This is a genomic window from Acinetobacter sp. YH12142 (assembly GCF_013418435.1).
In the GTDB taxonomy this organism is placed as follows: domain Bacteria; phylum Pseudomonadota; class Gammaproteobacteria; order Pseudomonadales; family Moraxellaceae; genus Acinetobacter; species Acinetobacter amyesii.
In genome coordinates this window covers 40,290-57,312 of record NZ_VPCB01000001.1, presented here as the reverse complement: position 1 = coordinate 57,312, position 17,023 = coordinate 40,290, and the positions used below count along the sequence as shown (strand labels likewise).

Sequence of the window (17,023 nt, the reverse complement as noted above, 5' to 3'; positions counted from 1 at the left end):
CGCCTGCAGCAGTCCTCCTCAAAGGAGATTGGCCGCAGGTTTGAGCTTTATGCGTAGAACCGTTAAACTTTGCCGATCCGAAAATTTAATAGAACAATAAAATCTATGCACTTACCTGCCATCTATACACTACCATTCATTCTAATCATCAGTAGCTTAAGCGCTTGCCAGACCATTTCCAAAACCAGTAGCACAGTCAGCGACAAAGTGATGGGCATGCTCGGTAAAGAAAAAGCCCCTGAAATCGATAAAAAAGGCACAGTCGATATCAGCAAAAGTACCCAACAACAGTTAGAAACCCTACTGACCAATATGCCGAAAAATCAGTGGGTCTATATTGAAAATGATCAACAAGGCACATCTACCCTCAAAAATAAATCGGCAGACAATTTCACCTTGAGCCTCAAATTGAATTGCAAAATCAGCACTCAGCGCCCTACTTTCAGTTTAAGCAATGCAGATGGCCAAGACATCCTAAAAGCACATGACACGAATGTGGGGCAAATTCAAATTTTGCTCGACAATAAAAACTTTGGAAATCCGTTTGAGACAGCCAATCAGCAAAAGTTCCAAAACTTTAAAACCGCTATCGCTCAAGCTAAAGTCATCAAAGTGTTTAATGCCTCAAAACTCTATACCTTCCAAAACAACAAAGCCGAGTTACTCTCTAAAGCCGTAAGTTGTCGCGATAGCTTATAAATATTCAAGGCAAAATGCAGTAAGTCACCTTTTGACTCAGCTGTGACTTACATGCAGGCTTATTTTGCAGGTGGTTGTGGCCCTGACATATCGACCAACAGGCCTGTAAATTTTCGAACAAACGGCAATAAAATCAGCACAATGGGAAAAGCAATTGCCCAAGAAATCATCCAATTATGCAGCCATAGGGTAAGAAAACCCTCAAACCAACCTAAATTTCTGAGCATATTAATAAACGAAATAATGCCGCTCATGAGACAAGACAAAATAAACGGCACGATAATCAGCGCCCAGCGTGCAGCTAACTTCGGCACATTGCCAAAAATTTTAGGGGTGGGTTGTGACATGTCCATATACTCAAGCAGTGATCCTGAATCGCTAAACCACTTATATCGTTTTACTTCGATATAAGCAATGCTTCACTTTTATCGAATATTTTTTATTCGCAACAAATGGGTTCACCTAAAGAGCCTGAAATTTGCTATATTTACCGTTTTTCTGCGACATTTATTTTTCGACTGATTATGAATACGGCAATACAAGCAGCGCTCGATCATGCAGTGCAATCCCTTCAAGCTGAAGGTGTACTCCCAAATGACTGGAACAATACTAGCAATTTGACCCGAACCAAAGACCGAAGCCACGGTGACTTTGCGTCAAACATTGCCATGATTGCCTCTAAAGCTGCAGGTATGAAGCCGCGTGATTTAGCCGAAAAAATTCTGGCAAATCTTCCAGAAGTCGCAGATATCAGCAAAGCAGAAATTGCAGGTCCTGGCTTTATTAACTTCTTTTTAAATGCTGACCAACGTTTTGCTGTCTTAGACCAAATTCAAGCTCAGAAAGATCAGTTCGGTCGCACACAGGCCAATGCTGAAAAACGTGTTCAAGTGGAATTCGTTTCAGCCAACCCAACGTCTAGCCTACACGTGGGTCATGGTCGTGGCGCAGCTTACGGTATGACCGTTGCCAATCTTCTTGAAGCAACAGGTGCCAAAGTTGACCGTGAATACTACGTCAACGATGCTGGTCGTCAAATGGATATCTTGGCGACATCGACTTACCTGCGTTATTTAGAATTGACCGGTCAACAACTGGTCTTCCCTAAAAATGCATACCAAGGCGACTACGTTAAAGAAATCGCTCAAAGCATTATCGACAAAGATGGCGATGCTTATGTACGCCCTGTTGCCGACATCTATAAAGATGTACCAGAAGACGTTCAATATGCAGCTGAGCTTGATGCTGAAGGCAACAAAGTGGTGCTTTCTGGCGACAAAGAAAAGCATATTGATGGTTTGATTCATAATTCTCAAAACCATTTGGCTGCAGGCTACCGTGTGTTCCATCAAGCTGCGCTGAAAGCCATTCTTGATGACATTAAAGATGACCTCTGTGAATTTGGCGTGACTTTCAATCAATGGTTCAGCGAAGCAACCTTGACTGAAAAAATTGATGAAGCATTACAAATGCTCGATCAACGTGGTTTCTTATACGAAAAAGATGGCAACATCTGGTTCAAATCAACTGAATTTGGTGATGAAAAAGACCGTGTTGTGAAACGTCGTAATGGTCAGACTACATACTTCGCATCCGACATTGCTTATCACTTAAATAAACTACAACGCGGATATACCGATATCGTTGATATCTGGGGTTCAGACCACCACGGTTATATTGCACGTGTGAAAGCAGCGATTGATGCGCTTGGCTATGATTCTAAAAAATTGACCGTACTTTTGGTTCAATTTGTGAGCCTATGGCGTGGCGGCGAGATGGTTCAAATGTCATCTCGTTCAGGTCAATTCGTGACTTTACGTGACTTACGTAAAGAAGTGGGCAACGATGCTGCTCGTTTCTACTACGTCATGCGTAAATCAGAACAACACATTGACTTCGACTTAGACCTTGCTGTGTCTCAAAGTAAAGACAATGCGGTGTACTACATCCAATACGCACACGCACGTATCTGCCGTATGCTCGAAAAAGCTGCTGCGACAGACGTTCAATTCTCTGCTGAAGCTGCACGTCAATTTGCAGCTAAACTTGAGTTAGAAGCTGAAACTGAAGTTCTTGCTAAACTTGCGGCTTATCCTGAAATTGTGGTTCGTGCAGCAAACAGCTATGAACCACACCAAGTGGGTAACTACTTGAAAGAGTTGGCGGCGTTGTTCCATGGTTGGTACAACGAAAATAAAGTCTTGGGTGATGATGCAGAACTGACTCAAGCTCGCTTATTACTGTCTGTAAACGTACAGCAAGTTTTACGCAATGGTCTTGAATTATTGGGTGTGAGTGCGCCTGAAAGCATGTAAGCAACCCTTTATGTTGCGAGCACAATAGAAATTCATCGGCATCGCCCATGCACAAACACAGCGCATGGGTTTAAGCGTCATCAATTGCATTGTGCTAAAAAGAATCCTTTTCAATACAGGCTCGAAATGAGCCTGTATTTCGTTTATATTCAGCAATATGTCCGTGTCATCTTGGCTGTGCTGAAATTGTGAAAATTAAACAAATTCCTGATGACACTCATGTAATATATAACAATCAAGACTTGCTACTTTGGGCTGCCCCAAAGTGGTTCGTGACAATTAAAATTAAATGAGGTTTCCACGTGTTTGGAAAAACGCAGCGCGGTGTATCTGATCGGCCAAATAAGCCTAAAAAACCATTGATTCCAGCATGGCTAGGTACACTTGTCATCATTTTAATCGTGTTGAGTTTCTTAGTTGCGCTCATGCTTTGGAAACCTTGGGAGCCTGTGAAGCCAAAAGGTCAAATTACCTCTGAACACTACCAAGAAGAAACCAATAAAGACTATCGTTTCTACGACCTATTGCCTCAGCAACAAGTGACGCCAATTCCTGAACAAGCTGTTCCAGAAACCGAAAATAAAGAAACGGTGGTGATTGTTGATGCACCAGAACAAAAGCCAGTTGAAACCACAGAGCTTGGACTAGAAACCACAGAAACTGCGCCTGTTGCTGCAAGTTATATTCTGCAAGTGCGCAGTTATGATGATCCTGATCAAGCCGATGCACGACGTGCTGAAATTATTTTGAACGGTTTATCTGCCGATGTGATTCAAAGTAATGAAAACGGCAAAGTTTGGTATCGCGTTGTGTCTGGCCCCTATGATTCACAAGAAGCTGCTGTGATTGCACAGCAAACTTTACGTCATAGCAGTATCGACTCGATTGTCGTAAAACGCTAAATTTTGAAATTAAAAAAAAGCGCCTGATGGCGCTTTTTTTTATTCATTCCTTTAATAAAGGGAGGTTAGAAGGGATTCTTTTTTGAATACATCAGCTTAGCTCAAAAACCTCTCCCTAACCCTCTCCTAAAGGGACAGGGAATTCATTAAATGGTATGCCCTAAAGCTTCGCCCATCACCACAGTCGAGTTGGCTTTAAAGGTCGCATCCCATTGCATTTTGTTTTCTTCAAACAACACAACCGCTGTTGAACCTAAATAGAAACGGCCCAATTCTGCACCTTTTTCTAAGAATAAATCGTGTTGATTCAGTTCCAAACGCCCTGTCGGTTTAACTTTACCTGTAGCCACGGTTTCAATACCTGCCACGATCATTGCACCTACCAGTACAACCGCCATACGACCAACTTCTGTATCAAATAAGCAGACCATGCGTTCATTGCGAGCAAATAAACCCGGAATATTTTCAGCAGTGGTTTGGTTTACAGAGAATAATTCACCCGGTACATACAAAGTTTCTGTCAATGTCCCTGCAAATGGCATATGTACACGGTGGTAGTCTTTTGGTGACAAATAAACCGTAGCAAACTGCCCATTTTTAAAGGGTTCAGCCAATTGTGGATCGGCAATTAGGTTTTCAACAGTGAACTTCTGGCCTTTGGCCTGAAATACATCACCATTTTCAATTTTACCCAGTTGTGAAATCGCACCATCTGCAGGTGAAACAACACTGGATGGATCAGCATCGACTGCACGCACGCCTTCTTTTAAAGAGCGAGTGAAAAATTCATTGAAGGATTTAAATTTTAAGGCATTGCTTTGCTCAGCAATCGACATGTCGATGCCATACTGCGCTTTAAATGCGGTAATCACGGCATTTTTCACCACAGGGTTTTCGCTTGCAGCCAATTTACCCACGATACGTGATAATTTGTGCTGTGGAACAACACGCTGAGCTTGAATAAAAATTTGTTTTTTTAACTGAGATGTAAGGCTCAAGACGGCAACTCTCCGGTGATCACAGGACTATCGAGTCGGTTGCCCCACTCGCTCCACGCACCATCATAAGCTCGAATATTCCAACCGAGTAAACGTCCCAGTATATAAGCTAGGCCCGACCGATGATGGGACTGACAATACACCACCACGGGTTCGTTTAAATTGAATCCCAATTGTTCTAAGCGTTGTTGTGTGCGTTCTAAAGGATGCAATTTTAAATGATTTTCTCGGTTAAGGGCAGTACTCCATTCGAAATGTCGTGCCCCCGGAATGTGACCGCCGCGTCGCGCAGCCAAACGTAAGCCTGTATATTCATCTTCGGTACGGCAGTCCCATACTTGGATCTGCTCCTGCTGTACACGAGCCAATAGCTCATCATAGTTTGTTTGATACTGAGCACGCGCCTCTGCACTTACTTCAACCAATGGGCTCACGGGTTCAAATTGCTCAATTTCAGACGAGGTCGGTAAGCCTGCCCCAAGCCAAGCATGGATGCCACCATTGAGGAGACTGGTATTTTCAAAACCGAGGCAATGTAAGTTCCAAATCAGTCGACCAGCCCATGCCCCACCTTCATCGTCATACACTACTACATGATGTTCTGGACTGATATTCAGATAGCGAATGAGCTGTTCTAAGCCAGCTTGGTCAGGTAATAGCCCCATCGCTTGTTCTTCTTGGCGCACTAACAGTTTCGGCTGCACATGCAGTGCATGTGGAATATGCAATTGGTCATAAACCGAACGACGACTCAAATCGACGATCCGTAGTTTTTCATTACCAAGATGTGGAACCAATTCTTCCGCTTCAATCAGCAGACCAAAATTCAGTGTAGATGCTGTCATCGTTGTTCGTGTTGTATTTTGTGCGATTAAATTCGATCTTAGCATAAGTCATTTTCACTATTATTCTGAATTTTTGCATTCCTTTAGCAATATTTTAGATATAAAAAAGCCGAATCATTGATTCGGCTTTTTTATTTTTATCTAATGCTGTGTTTAAGCGCTAACTTCAGAGATGTCAAACACCTGACGTAGATACGCTAAGAAAGTATCATTATCCGTCATGGTTTTACCCGGACTATCTGAAATTTTTGCCACAGATTGACCATTACATTCAACCAACTTCAGCACGATATTCAGTGCAGTTTGTCCCATATCATTGGTCAAGTTGGTGCCAATACCAAAACTCACTTGGAAACGGTCTTTAAAGTAATTGTGTAAATCCCAAGCTTTTTCAATGTTCAAGCCATCACTGAAAGTCAGCATTTTGGTTTTACTGTCAATTTTAAGCTTTTTGTAATGTGCATAGGCTTTATCGCCCCATTCATACGGGTCGCCACTGTCATGACGTAAACCGTCGAATAGTTTGGCAAAGTACAAATCGAAGTCACGTAGGAACGCATCCATACCGACAACGTCCGTTAAGGCTATTCCTAAGTCACCGCGGTATTCCTGTACCCATGTTTCTAGCGCAGACTTCTGGAAGTTACGTAGACGAACATCAAGCGCTTGGAATGCTTGTAGGAACTCATGCGCCATTGTACCAATTGGAGTAATGTTCAAGTCTTTGGCAATCAGAACATTACTTGTACCGCGGAAAATATACGGTGAAGCCTGATTTAATTCTTCAATTACATGCTTTTGCCATGCATAACTATAACGACGACGCGTGCCAAAATCAGAGACCAAGAATGGTGGATCATTTGGATTTTGCCGTGCTTCATACTGCTTCAGCAAGGCAATCTTATGTTGCAAACGGCGCTCACCTTCGGCTAAAACTTCGGGTGTACGAATACGTTGGAAATATAATTCATTGACGATGGCTAAAACAAAGATTTCAAACATCATCGCTTGAACCATTGGGCCTTCTACCCAAATGTCGAGTCGACCTTCATCATCAATACCCGCTTTAATAAAACGGCGTTTAAGCTGAAATAATTCAAGATAATCAACAAAATCGCTTTTAATAAAACGTAAACTGCGTAAATACTGCAATTCATCTTCTTTAAACTTCAACTGACAAAGCATGTCGAGCTGCATGTTTAAATCATCCAAAATTTCAACCAGTGGATAGGCTGTATCATCCAAGTTACGGCAACGAAAGTGATACACACTATGGGTTTGCGGAAATTTGTGTAACACCACCTGAAGCATGGTGAATTTATACAGATCTGTGTCTAATAAGGATTGGATGATTGGAGACATAAAGACTTTCAGTTTTTATCAACTCTTTGCATTAAAGCATACTTTATTGATAAAAAGCCGATTGATTTAGTGGAATAACTTATAAATCACCGCGATTCATCGACTTTTTTCAATTTTTTTGCTGAAGCTGAGCGCGATCAAGCTCACTATTTTTTGAGTAACTGTCGATATTTTTCTTCTTGACCAAATTCACGCGCAAACTGTTCTGCAGTCTTTTGCCCCATTTTTTTGGCATTTGCATCGCAATCCACTTGGCGTAATTGCTTTGCAATCGCCCATTCTAATTTAAACATGGCACCCATCAATGCGGTGTTGCCTTTATTGTCACGTGCGCAGCGGTCTGCACCTTGTTCTAGCAAACGAGTCACAATATTTTGATGACCATAATAGGTCGCCATCATCAGTGGTGTAAAACCCGAAGCATTGCGCACATCGACCGGAAAACCGTGCTTAAGAAATTCATTGATGACTTCTTCATTGCCAGTTTTGGCTGCAGCAAAGAAAATTGCGATCAATTCCTGTTGTGAGGTCATCTGATCGCTTGCAGTTGCTTTAGCGGGGGAGATATCTTCCGCGATTGCCACGTTTGCGAATGCGGAACCAAACGCTAGAAGACTGGCTAAAGTCAAATGTTGCATAACTTTCATGATGAACTCCAACAGAAATCGAATGTAGAATTGAATTGGAAACAATTCATTTCATTAAAAAAATGAATATTTAAGGAGTGCCTATGAAACTCCCCCTAGGGTGCAGGAAAGGTATGGAGCTTCATAGGACTTTTTTGAGGTAACGTTCTAGCCCCTAGTTACCAATCCTTCAGACTGATCGAAATTAGTCTTTCAGTTGTGCTGCTTTGGCTTTTACAGTTGCAAGGTTACCGTTTACTGCTTTGGTCATACGCATACCGTAGTCTGCATCTGCTTTGTAGAAGTAAGACAACATGATGTGTTTCGTTTCCGAATCTTTTACGTTGCCAAGGTCAGCAGCCAAGTTCATGATTAAGTTTTCTTTCTCTTTCGCAGAGTATGAACGATAAAGCTCACCCGCCTGCTTGAAGTTTTGCTCTTTCACGCCTTTTTGCTGAACTGTGCCAGAAAGCGGTGTTTCAACCGCACGCGCTTTCGCAGTCGCTGGTTTTGGCTCAATACGGCTTGGCTCGTAGTTCACATTTGATGAAGTGCCGCCAACATTCATGTAACCATCTTGGTTGTTGTTGTTTACAGCAACTAATGGACGGTTGACTGGAATTTGTTGGTGGTTCGCACCTAAACGGTACATTTGTGTATCTGAGTAAGAAAAGATACGGCCTTGCAGCAGACGGTCTTCTGATGGCTCGATACCTGGGACTAAGTTACCTGGAGCCAATGCCACTTGTTCCGTTTCCTGGAAGAAGTTTTTCGGCATACGGTTCAGCGTCAATGTACCCACTTTAGTTTCTGGAACTAAGTTCGTTGGCCAGATTTTAGTTGGATCAAGTGGGTCAAAATCAAAGCTGTTTAAATCTTTAGGATCTAACACTTGGATATAAAGATCCCATTTCGGGAATTTACCAGCATTGATGTTGTTATAAAGATCGTTAGTCAAGTGGTTGAAATCTTTACCTTGTTGCTCAGCAGCTTCTTTAACGTTCAGACCTTTCACACCTTGTTTAGAGCGGAAGTTGAATTTAACGTATTTGTATTCGCCTTTGTCGTTATAAAGCTTGTATGCATGCACACCAAAGCCGTCTTGTTCGCGGTAGCTGGTAGGCACGCCTTGGTTACCATACACATAAGTCAACATGTTGGTTGCCCATGGCTGGCTAGACAAGAAATCAAATACGCGGTTTGCGTCTTGAACGTTGTTGATTGGGCTAGGCTTCATGGCATGGATGAAGTCTGGGAATTTGATCGCATCACGGATGAAGAACACTGGAGTTTGGTTACCCACTAAGTCCCAGTTGCCTTCTTGTGTATAGAACTTAATCGCAAAACCGTGCGGATCACGTAAAGTTTCTGGAGAACCTTTACCGTGAATTACAGTCGAGAAACGTAAGAAAACTGGAGTCTTGGTACCTGCTTTGAACAATGAAGCAATGGTTAGATCAGATAAATCTTTAGTTGCAACGAATTCACCATAAGCACCTGTACCACGGGCATGTACCACACGCTCAGGAATACGCTCACGACCAAAACGTTGTAATTTTTGAACCAATTGCACGTCTTGAAGTAGAACTGAACCATTTGGACCCGCAGTAATCGAGTTTTGGTTATCGCCTACTGGTGCACCATTGTCTTTGGTTAATGGCGCTGCTTGAGTCGCCGCTGTTGCTGTTGCTAACATCGCAACCAATAAAGAACGCTTAAACATCGTCTTAATCTCTCTGTTAAATACCTTTCCTGCCCCGCAAAGATACTGATATTCAATAAATAGATAAAACAGATTATTTTTATAAATTCAATCGTATTATTAGATTTATAAAAAATATACATTTCATTTTCAAATGTTTGAGCCCAAAATTTTCTAAACATCGCTTCGAAAGAATGCTGTCTTTGCTACAATCCCTGCCCTATGTTCAATTTTCTACTCGGAAGAATTTATGCGGGCCTTGTTACAACGTGTTTTGGAAGCCAAAGTAGTGGTCGATGGTGAGATCACGGGTGAAATCAATCACGGTATTTTAGTGTTTTTAGGACTTGGTAAAGCTGACGATTTAGAAAAGGGCAAAAAACTGATCGATAAGATCTTGAAATACCGTTTTTTTGATGATGAACAAGGCAAGATGGGCTGGAATGTCAGTCAAGCCGGCGGCGGTATCCTCTTGGTGTCTCAATTTACTCTGATGGCACAAACGCAAAAAGGCCTGCGCCCCGATTTTGGCCCTGCCATGCCGCCAAGCGATGCCAAAGCGCTGTATGAACAGCTGGTCGATTACGCCAAGAGCCAATATGACCATGTACAAACAGGCATCTTTGCTGCCGACATGAAAGTGCATTTGGTCAATGACGGTCCAGTGACCTTTAATTTAGAAGTTGAATAACCACTGAAGCATTAAAAAAGCCCTCTTTTGAGGGCTTTTCACAAGCTAGAATAATACGGTCTTAAATGGTTGTAATCAGTTTTGCACGTTGCATTACTTCCACAGGGATATCTTTCACAAGCATGACTGTTAATGACTGATCATTTTTCTTTGACGTTGTTGTTTGATTTGCGTCTAGAACAGTATTTACATCAGCGGGATTCAATGTATACATTGCACCAGTAGCTGGATCAACAATTAATAAACCAATTAATCCACCAAAAATAATATTGGCTACATACCAACCATTTACTGTCCCTGTTACCTGCACAGTTTTTGTTTGAAAACCATCTTTTTTGAACGTTACTTCATAAGCTGCTGGTTTAAAATATCCTGTACCGCGTTTTAAAGTTACAGTTGCAGGTGTGATACCTGTATGTACCTTTTCCCCCGCTTTATTTGTAATTGAAATCGATGCTTCATCCGGCACTGACTTAAACGTTAAAGTTTGAGTTGACCCCGAAATGATACTTGCACAACCTGTCATTGTTAATGATGCAGCAATTAAACCCGACGTAATTAATTTTTTCATAAAAATACCCCCTAAAAAGTGGGGGTATTTTTACCAAAAAAACGTTAATTTTCAACGAAAATTAAAATTATTTACCGGTTTTTTCTTTAATAAACGCACGTGCGATTTTGATTTTTTCTTTAACCGGTTTTGGAAGTTTAGGTGGAATTAACTTCGCCACTTGGTTAAACCAGACCAGTAGACCAAAATCACCTTCCATTTTAATACTGCCATTTTGCATACCCGTCATAAATGCTGTTGGGTCACCTTTCATTAGGGTTTTCACGCCCTGTTCGCTGTCCGCAAATTGCAAAATAAAGTCTGCTTTTTCCGCATCGCCTGAAACAGTATCAATCTGTCCATTATTTACAATAATTTGACGTGCAACACCCAAATCTGTACCGATTTGAATGCGGAATTGACGTTCATGAACCAATTCAATGAATTTAGGGCTAGTACGTGCAAGCTGTTTCATACGAAGCGCTAAACCTGCCACGAGTAAATCAAGTGGATCCGTACTGACATCAACTAAAGGTAGTTTTACGACAGGAATTGATGATAGTTTCATGACTTAAAGCCTATTGTAATTGTTGGAAAATTGACTGGCTTCATCCTACCATAACTTGGCTTTTGAGAAGTAAGGCTTTGTATCTCAAATCGGACTAATGCGTTCATAAAAAAATGCGCCCTCAGGCGCATTTTCATTGAAATTTTGTTCTGACACTTATCGGCTCGAACATTGCTGTTCTTCATCATATACAGGCGTGTGCTCTATACATTGGCGCTTTGCCATCGCACGCTCTGCACGGCGGTCTTCACGTAACAATACTAAAGTGAATACCACCATTGCGGCCATTAATGCCGTTAAATAACTATAGGTCACTGATAATTCAAACATGGTTTGTGTGCCAAATCGAATCACTTCAATGAGTCCCCACACCAGCATCCCCGCCAGCATAAAACTTAACCAGCGACGATAAGGCGAGAAGAAAACAGCAATCACAGCCGCCGATACCAAGCTCAGGCCAACGATTGTTGCTAAATTCGCTGTTAACATAAAAACCTCCGTCATTTGACAGCTGACATCTCTTGTCTTACAGGATGCTGAGCCGTCTCACTACTGTATCTTCAGTAAATAGATTTGGTCGATCTCAATCTCTTGCAAGCATTATGCTGAGTTTTTTGCATAAAAAAAGTCTCGTTTTTTGTCCATGCGACACACCTTGTCGCAACATTATTTTGTCATTACATTTTTTCTTTTTAAAGAATTTCTAGAACAATGATGGCATCTCGTTTCGAGTGTCATTACAAAAAAAACAGCTGGTTTTAGGCTAAAAAAATTAATTTTTCGAATGCTGTTAATCGTTGTTTTTATCGACAATTTTCTTCTACCGTTCATCGGATGAGCTGAATTTTTGGCATAAAAAAACGCAGCCTTTTGGCTACGTTTTTTAGTATGACTTAAATGGTTTTAAGCACGATTCAAATCTTTATCATGCACACCAAGCAGGTAAAGAACACCATCTAGACCCACGCTTGAAATGGCTTGATTGGCATTTTGACGCACCAAAGGTTTCGCACGGAAGGCAACGCCTAAGCCAGCTAAAGACAACATAGGTAAGTCATTCGCACCATCACCGACTGCAATGGCTTGTTCTAATGAAATCCCCATTTCTTCAGCGATTTGTGTCAATAAGAAGGCTTTGCGGGCACCATCTACAATATGGCCTTTCACTTCACCTGTTACAGCACCATCTTGTACGTCCAGTACATTGGCATGGACTTCATCGATACCCAGTTTTGCTTGTAGATATTCGGCAAAATACTGAAAACCACCTGACAAAATAGCCGTGCGATAACCCAATGATTTAAGCGTTGAAATGAGACGTTCCGCACCTTCTGTGACAGTCAGACGTTCTGCAATCTTAGGCAATACCGAAGCATCCATACCTTTGAGCAGTGCCACACGTGCACGGAAACTTTGTTGGAAATCGAGTTCACCTTGCATAGCACGTTCAGTGATTTCTGCCACTTGAGCGCCAACACCCGCTTCAATCGCCAATTCATCAATTACTTCTTGCTCAATCAGCGTCGAGTCCATATCAAAACAAACTAAACGACGATTACGACGGTAAGCATTGTCCTCTTGAACGGCAACATCTACCCCAAGTTCGGTAGATAGACGTAAACATGCTGCACGCATCGCAGTGGCATCCAACATTTGGCCTTTTAAACCAAATTGAACGCAGGCACGGCGCGGACCTTCGCTCGATCCATCTAACTCTGGACGGCCAGATAAACGAGTCACAGTTTCAATATTGAAGCCTTGGCTCGACACAATATTTGTAACTGCCTGTAAATGAGATGCCTGTAATTCTGGCGCAAGTGCCGTAACGATATAGCGTGTGCGGCCTCCCTCATTTACCCATTGTTGATATTCTGTTGTAGAGATTGGTTTAAAGCGCACAGTTAAGCCAATATCATGTGCTAAAATCAACATCTCCTTCATGGCTAATGCTGTCGCAGTCTGGTCTTCCGACGAAACAACAATACCTAAAGTCAGCTGATTGTGGATGACTGCTTGTCCGACATCTAAAATCTGTAAGGAATGTGCGGACAAAACCTGCATTAATCGTGTAAATTGATTAGGTTGGTCAGGTCCTAAAAGTGATATAAGAATGATTTCTCGCATGAATTGACTCGGGTCTGAGCTACAACTAATGTAAGAATCATAATCTAAATTGAATAGAATTGCCTTGGAAGTTTACGTTGAATGCGCCTAGACAAGGGCTATTTGCTAGCCTATTAGTAGTTTGTTTTGCTTTGCATACCTTTTTATTGGTATTGGCAACAACCCACCAACTGAACGAAAACCGTGCCAGTCAGGGACAACTGATGACCAGTCAATTGGTTACAGACAGCCTATCTGAGCTTGAGCCGGCCAATACCGTATCATTAGCCTTACTTGCTGACCGCTATGCAACCAACCCGAGCGTGGCTTCCATCCGCATCTTAAATGCCAATAATCAAGTCTTGGCTACAGGCGGTTTGACCAAAACCCGTGACGGTGAAATCTTTGTTCGTGATGCGCTGCAAAACGAAAAGAAAGTTGGAACGGTTGAAATCACCTTAATTAAACCAAGTATTGGTGAAATCTTACGTACGCAATGGGCCGCGATTCTATTTTCATTATTCTTACATGGCTTGTTGTGGTTAGCGTATCGCGCAATTGCACGTCCAAGTCGTACTGAATATTTAGCGCGAATCAACAATGAATCACGTCTAAAACATGAAATTCAAACGCTAGCGCAGGCTTTAGAACAAGAAAAACACAATGCCGCTGTGGCGATTGCTCAAGCGCAGCAAAATGCGCAAGCCAAAGCAAAACAGCATAAAGATATGAAACCAGTGGTTCTCGACAGCAACAGCTTGGCATTAAATATTCAATTTTATGATCCGAAACAGCTTCTCGATAGCGTCAACAAAACCGTGTCTGTGCCGTATTTTAATCTCTGCCAAATTTTCTTGAATAAAACCACAGAACTCTGTGTTCAACATTATAAATTGAACAGTTCTGACATCAGTACAGTGCATAAGTTTGATGAACATGGCGCAACCATCAGCATGACCGCTGACACTCCAGATGCGCTACGCTGTCTCACCATGATCAGCTCAGTATTCCAATTGCTCTCAGATGTTTTATATAAACGCTACCGTGAAGAAAAACGTTTCGTTTTACAAACCCGTAGTGCGATTTCAAGCTCTGTCGAAGCTATGCAATTGTCTTCTGTACAAGCGGCTGAACGTTTAGTCCAACAATTGGTTGCCAAAGAAAGTGCCATTCATGTGCCGACAACTTTGCTCAAAGAGATTTCAGATCATTTCCAATTGGTCAGCTTGCCAAATCCGACCAATGTGTTGACGCGTCATGCGTTTATGCTCAATGGAATGGACAGTGATGCCGCTGAATTGGCTCAAAACTTCAGAACTGAAATTTTAAAATCCAAACAGTCAAAAGCCTCGTAAAGGTTTTAGCGCAATCAAAAATCCCGACTTGAGTCGGGATTTTTTTGTCTTAAACAGTCGAAATTTTCTGTGCAATCAAATATTTTTGCGCGTTATGCGGTTCGGTACCTGCTTCAACCGCGACTTTCTCCCATTGCCCATTCGACTGCATTTCCCATGCATTTTGATTATCTTCCAAATAGTTAAGTAGACCATCTTTCATAATGCGTTTTTTCAAACGGCTTTCCAAAATGGGAAAACAGGTTTCGACCCGTGAAAATAAGTTACGTCCCATCCAATCGGCACTGGCACAGTACAATCGTTTTTCGCCTGCATGCTCAAAATAATACACTCGAGTATGCTCTAAAAAGCGCCCAACGATAGATCTCACATGAATATTCTCAGACATACCTTTGACCTGAGGAATCAAACAACAAATCGAACGGATAATTAAATCTACACGTACCCCTGCTTGCGATGCACGATACAAAGCAGCAATCAGTTGCGGTTCCGTGAGTGCATTGACCTTCACAATAATTCTTGCGTATTTTCCCGCTTGTGCGGCAACAATTTCCTGTTCAATCAGTTTCAGTAATTCAGTATGCAGGGTAAATGGTGCATGCAGTAAGGCTTTCAGCTTCGCCATCTTGCCCATGCCGGTCAGTTCCTGAAACATACGATGCACATCTTCGCAAATATCGGAATGCGTCGTCATCAGGCCATAATCGGTATACATCCGCGCATTGCCTGCGTGGTAATTACCTGTTCCCAAATGGGCGTAGCGTAACAACTGATTATTTTCACGGCGTACAATCAAAATCATCTTGGCATGGGTTTTATAGCCCACAATGCCATACACCACGACAGCGCCCGCTTCTTGCAATATATTGGCCACGGTAATATTGGATTCTTCATCAAACCGCGCCCGAAGTTCGATGACGGCGGTTACTTCCTTGCCGTTGCGTGCCGCCTCCGCCAAAACTTGTACGATGTCCGAATCTGGCCCACTACGATAGAGCGTTTGCTTAATGGCTAATACCTGAGGGTCTTTTGCAGCTTCACGTAATAAGTTGATGACCGGTTGAAAGGAGTCAAACGGATGATGTAACAACACATCTTGTGTTTTTAATACATCAAAAATCGCGGTTTGTTTACGAAAAACTTTAGGAATAATCGGTGTATAGACCGGATATTTCAGTTCAGGTCGATTAAAACTAGTACTGAGACGTGATAAATTGATCGGGCCTTCAATGCGATAGAGCTCCTGCTCACTCAAATCAAATTCATCTAACAAATAATCAATAATGCTTTGTGGACAATCATCTTCAATTTCTAAGCGAACTGCCCGACCAAAACGGCGTGAAGACAATTCATCTTTTAATGCCACCGCCAAGTCATCTACATCTTCAGCCAGAACCAAATCTGCATTGCGTGTCACTCGAAAGGCATAACAGCCTGTCGCTTTCATCCCCGGAAATAAATCATTGATATGTTGCTGAATAATGGCGGTCAGAAAAATTTGTGTTTCTGTACTGCCTTCAACTTCGACGGGCATTTTGATTAAACGCGGCAAGGAACGTGGCGCAGGCACAATCGCCATTTCAATGGCACGACCAAAGGCATCTTTTCCTTCTAGGCTCACAATAAAGTTGAGGCTTTTATTGACCAAGCGTGGAAACGGATGCGATGGATCTAAGCTAATTGGTGTTAAGACCGGTTGAACTTCTTTACTAAAATAATGGCTAATCCACGCCCGATGTTTTTCTAAAATATCTTTAAATTGAATAAAGCGAATGCCTTCACTTTGTAATGCAGGCAATACAGCATGATTGAGGGTCTGGTATTGCTCTGCAACCGTGTCATGAATCACTTGGGAAAGTTCATCTAAGACCACTTCAGTCGGAATGGCATCTGGCGTCCGTGCAATCGCATTCAAATCTCGTTGTTTCATCAGCCCCGCAATGCGAATTTCAAAGAATTCATCTAAATTGCGTGAAAAAATGATGAGAAAATTCAAGCGTTCAAGTAAAGGTAAACTTGAATCGAGTGCCTGAGCCAAGACCCGCCGATTGAAATCTAAAAGTGACAATTCACGATTATAATAGGTCTCTGATGAATGCTGAAAATGTTGCATACCCTCTCAATGCTGTTTGAAACAGTCTATATCTAAAGTGTTTGCCGGCATGTTAGGCAGCGGATATGACACTTATGTTACAAATAGCATTAATCAATTAAAAAAGCATCCAATTCTCTAAAGCCGTATTCATCAAATCGTAAAATTTATTTTCGACATCAAAAAAGAGGGACATTGCCCTCTATTTTACTGAA

Annotated in this window: 16 protein-coding genes; 5 read left to right on the top strand and 11 right to left on the bottom strand. The window is 42.0% G+C overall.

Annotated features, from left to right (window positions below; genetic code table 11):
* Positions 1-105 precede the first annotated feature (105 nt).
* The gene (locus FTU77_RS00295; RefSeq protein ID WP_168379702.1) at positions 106-699 is read left to right on the top strand and encodes a hypothetical protein; all 594 of its coding nucleotides are present in this window, start codon (positions 106-108) and stop codon (positions 697-699) included.
* 59 nt (positions 700-758) lie between these two features.
* Here FTU77_RS00295 and FTU77_RS00290 read toward each other — a convergent pair whose 3' ends face one another.
* Complete coding sequence (locus FTU77_RS00290; protein WP_372491143.1) at positions 759-1,046, bottom strand: DUF2798 domain-containing protein; 288 nt, start codon at positions 1,044-1,046, stop codon at positions 759-761.
* Between the two features lie 177 nt (positions 1,047-1,223).
* On the opposite strand from FTU77_RS00290, the gene argS reads away from it, so the two are divergent.
* Positions 1,224-3,014 (top strand): arginine--tRNA ligase, encoded by a 1,791-nt coding sequence (argS, locus tag FTU77_RS00285; protein WP_180054170.1) that lies wholly within the window; start codon positions 1,224-1,226, stop codon positions 3,012-3,014.
* A 302-nt stretch (positions 3,015-3,316) separates the two neighbouring features.
* On the top strand, positions 3,317-3,916 hold the full coding sequence (locus tag FTU77_RS00280) for an SPOR domain-containing protein (RefSeq protein WP_180004357.1): 600 nt from the start codon (positions 3,317-3,319) through the stop codon (positions 3,914-3,916).
* Positions 3,917-4,062: 146 nt separating this feature from the next.
* Here FTU77_RS00280 and asd read toward each other — a convergent pair whose 3' ends face one another.
* The 5 genes from asd to FTU77_RS00255 form a co-directional block, all read right to left on the bottom strand.
* Positions 4,063-4,914, bottom strand: a complete 852-nt coding sequence (asd, locus tag FTU77_RS00275) for an archaetidylserine decarboxylase (protein ID WP_078190610.1) — start codon at positions 4,912-4,914, stop codon at positions 4,063-4,065.
* Positions 4,911-5,759 (bottom strand): sulfurtransferase, encoded by an 849-nt coding sequence (locus FTU77_RS00270; protein ID WP_180024687.1) that lies wholly within the window; start codon positions 5,757-5,759, stop codon positions 4,911-4,913. Before FTU77_RS00270 ends, asd begins: the two co-directional genes overlap by 4 nt.
* A gap of 153 nt (positions 5,760-5,912) precedes the next feature.
* Positions 5,913-7,121, bottom strand: coding sequence for a nicotinate phosphoribosyltransferase (gene pncB / locus FTU77_RS00265; RefSeq protein WP_180011649.1), 1,209 nt, complete (start codon positions 7,119-7,121; stop codon positions 5,913-5,915).
* A 146-nt stretch (positions 7,122-7,267) separates the two neighbouring features.
* Entirely contained in the window at positions 7,268-7,768 is a 501-nt protein-coding gene (locus tag FTU77_RS00260) for an ankyrin repeat domain-containing protein (RefSeq protein ID WP_078193253.1), read from the bottom strand.
* Positions 7,769-7,952: 184 nt separating this feature from the next.
* Positions 7,953-9,470, bottom strand: coding sequence for a catalase (locus FTU77_RS00255; protein WP_180054169.1), 1,518 nt, complete (start codon positions 9,468-9,470; stop codon positions 7,953-7,955).
* A gap of 229 nt (positions 9,471-9,699) precedes the next feature.
* Here FTU77_RS00255 and dtd point away from each other — a divergent pair, with 229 nt between their 5' ends.
* On the top strand, positions 9,700-10,140 hold the full coding sequence (gene dtd / locus FTU77_RS00250) for a D-aminoacyl-tRNA deacylase (protein WP_180054167.1): 441 nt from the start codon (positions 9,700-9,702) through the stop codon (positions 10,138-10,140).
* A 61-nt stretch (positions 10,141-10,201) separates the two neighbouring features.
* On the opposite strand, the gene FTU77_RS00245 is transcribed toward dtd, so the two are convergent.
* The 4 genes from FTU77_RS00245 to serB form a co-directional block, all read right to left on the bottom strand.
* Positions 10,202-10,711, bottom strand: coding sequence for a hypothetical protein (locus FTU77_RS00245; protein WP_180054165.1), 510 nt, complete (start codon positions 10,709-10,711; stop codon positions 10,202-10,204).
* Positions 10,712-10,778: 67 nt separating this feature from the next.
* A complete protein-coding gene (locus FTU77_RS00240; protein ID WP_078190615.1) occupies positions 10,779-11,258 on the bottom strand; it encodes an SCP2 sterol-binding domain-containing protein in 480 nt (159 codons plus the stop codon).
* 156 nt (positions 11,259-11,414) lie between these two features.
* Entirely contained in the window at positions 11,415-11,747 is a 333-nt protein-coding gene (gene aciT / locus FTU77_RS00235; protein ID WP_078190616.1) for an AciT family ciprofloxacin tolerance protein, read from the bottom strand.
* Between the two features lie 414 nt (positions 11,748-12,161).
* A complete protein-coding gene (gene serB / locus FTU77_RS00230) occupies positions 12,162-13,382 on the bottom strand; it encodes a phosphoserine phosphatase SerB (RefSeq protein ID WP_078193257.1) in 1,221 nt (406 codons plus the stop codon).
* A 77-nt stretch (positions 13,383-13,459) separates the two neighbouring features.
* Between serB and FTU77_RS00225 the strand changes: the two genes are divergently transcribed.
* Positions 13,460-14,716 carry a hypothetical protein gene (locus tag FTU77_RS00225; RefSeq protein WP_078190618.1) on the top strand — a complete coding sequence of 419 codons (1,257 nt, stop codon included), beginning with the start codon at positions 13,460-13,462 and terminating at the stop codon, positions 14,714-14,716.
* 49 nt (positions 14,717-14,765) lie between these two features.
* Here FTU77_RS00225 and ppk1 read toward each other — a convergent pair whose 3' ends face one another.
* Positions 14,766-16,829 (bottom strand): polyphosphate kinase 1, encoded by a 2,064-nt coding sequence (gene ppk1, locus FTU77_RS00220; RefSeq protein WP_180054163.1) that lies wholly within the window; start codon positions 16,827-16,829, stop codon positions 14,766-14,768.
* Positions 16,830-17,023: the final 194 nt, after the last annotated feature.

What these genes read in the sequence shown, in the direction of transcription:
- FTU77_RS00295 (WP_168379702.1), top strand. Translation starts at nt 106, where the DNA reads ATGCACTTACCTGCCATCTATACACTACCATTCATTCTAATCATCAGT.
- FTU77_RS00290 (WP_372491143.1), bottom strand. Translation starts at nt 1,046, where the DNA reads ATGTCACAACCCACCCCTAAAATTTTTGGCAATGTGCCGAAGTTAGCT.
- argS (WP_180054170.1), top strand. Translation starts at nt 1,224, where the DNA reads ATGAATACGGCAATACAAGCAGCGCTCGATCATGCAGTGCAATCCCTT.
- FTU77_RS00270 (WP_180024687.1), bottom strand. Translation starts at nt 5,759, where the DNA reads ATGACAGCATCTACACTGAATTTTGGTCTGCTGATTGAAGCGGAAGAA.
- pncB (WP_180011649.1), bottom strand. Translation starts at nt 7,121, where the DNA reads ATGTCTCCAATCATCCAATCCTTATTAGACACAGATCTGTATAAATTC.
- FTU77_RS00260 (WP_078193253.1), bottom strand. Translation starts at nt 7,768, where the DNA reads ATGAAAGTTATGCAACATTTGACTTTAGCCAGTCTTCTAGCGTTTGGT.
- FTU77_RS00255 (WP_180054169.1), bottom strand. Translation starts at nt 9,470, where the DNA reads ATGTTTAAGCGTTCTTTATTGGTTGCGATGTTAGCAACAGCAACAGCG.
- dtd (WP_180054167.1), top strand. Translation starts at nt 9,700, where the DNA reads ATGCGGGCCTTGTTACAACGTGTTTTGGAAGCCAAAGTAGTGGTCGAT.
- FTU77_RS00245 (WP_180054165.1), bottom strand. Translation starts at nt 10,711, where the DNA reads ATGAAAAAATTAATTACGTCGGGTTTAATTGCTGCATCATTAACAATG.
- FTU77_RS00240 (WP_078190615.1), bottom strand. Translation starts at nt 11,258, where the DNA reads ATGAAACTATCATCAATTCCTGTCGTAAAACTACCTTTAGTTGATGTC.
- aciT (WP_078190616.1), bottom strand. Translation starts at nt 11,747, where the DNA reads ATGTTAACAGCGAATTTAGCAACAATCGTTGGCCTGAGCTTGGTATCG.
- serB (WP_078193257.1), bottom strand. Translation starts at nt 13,382, where the DNA reads ATGCGAGAAATCATTCTTATATCACTTTTAGGACCTGACCAACCTAAT.
- ppk1 (WP_180054163.1), bottom strand. Translation starts at nt 16,829, where the DNA reads ATGCAACATTTTCAGCATTCATCAGAGACCTATTATAATCGTGAATTG.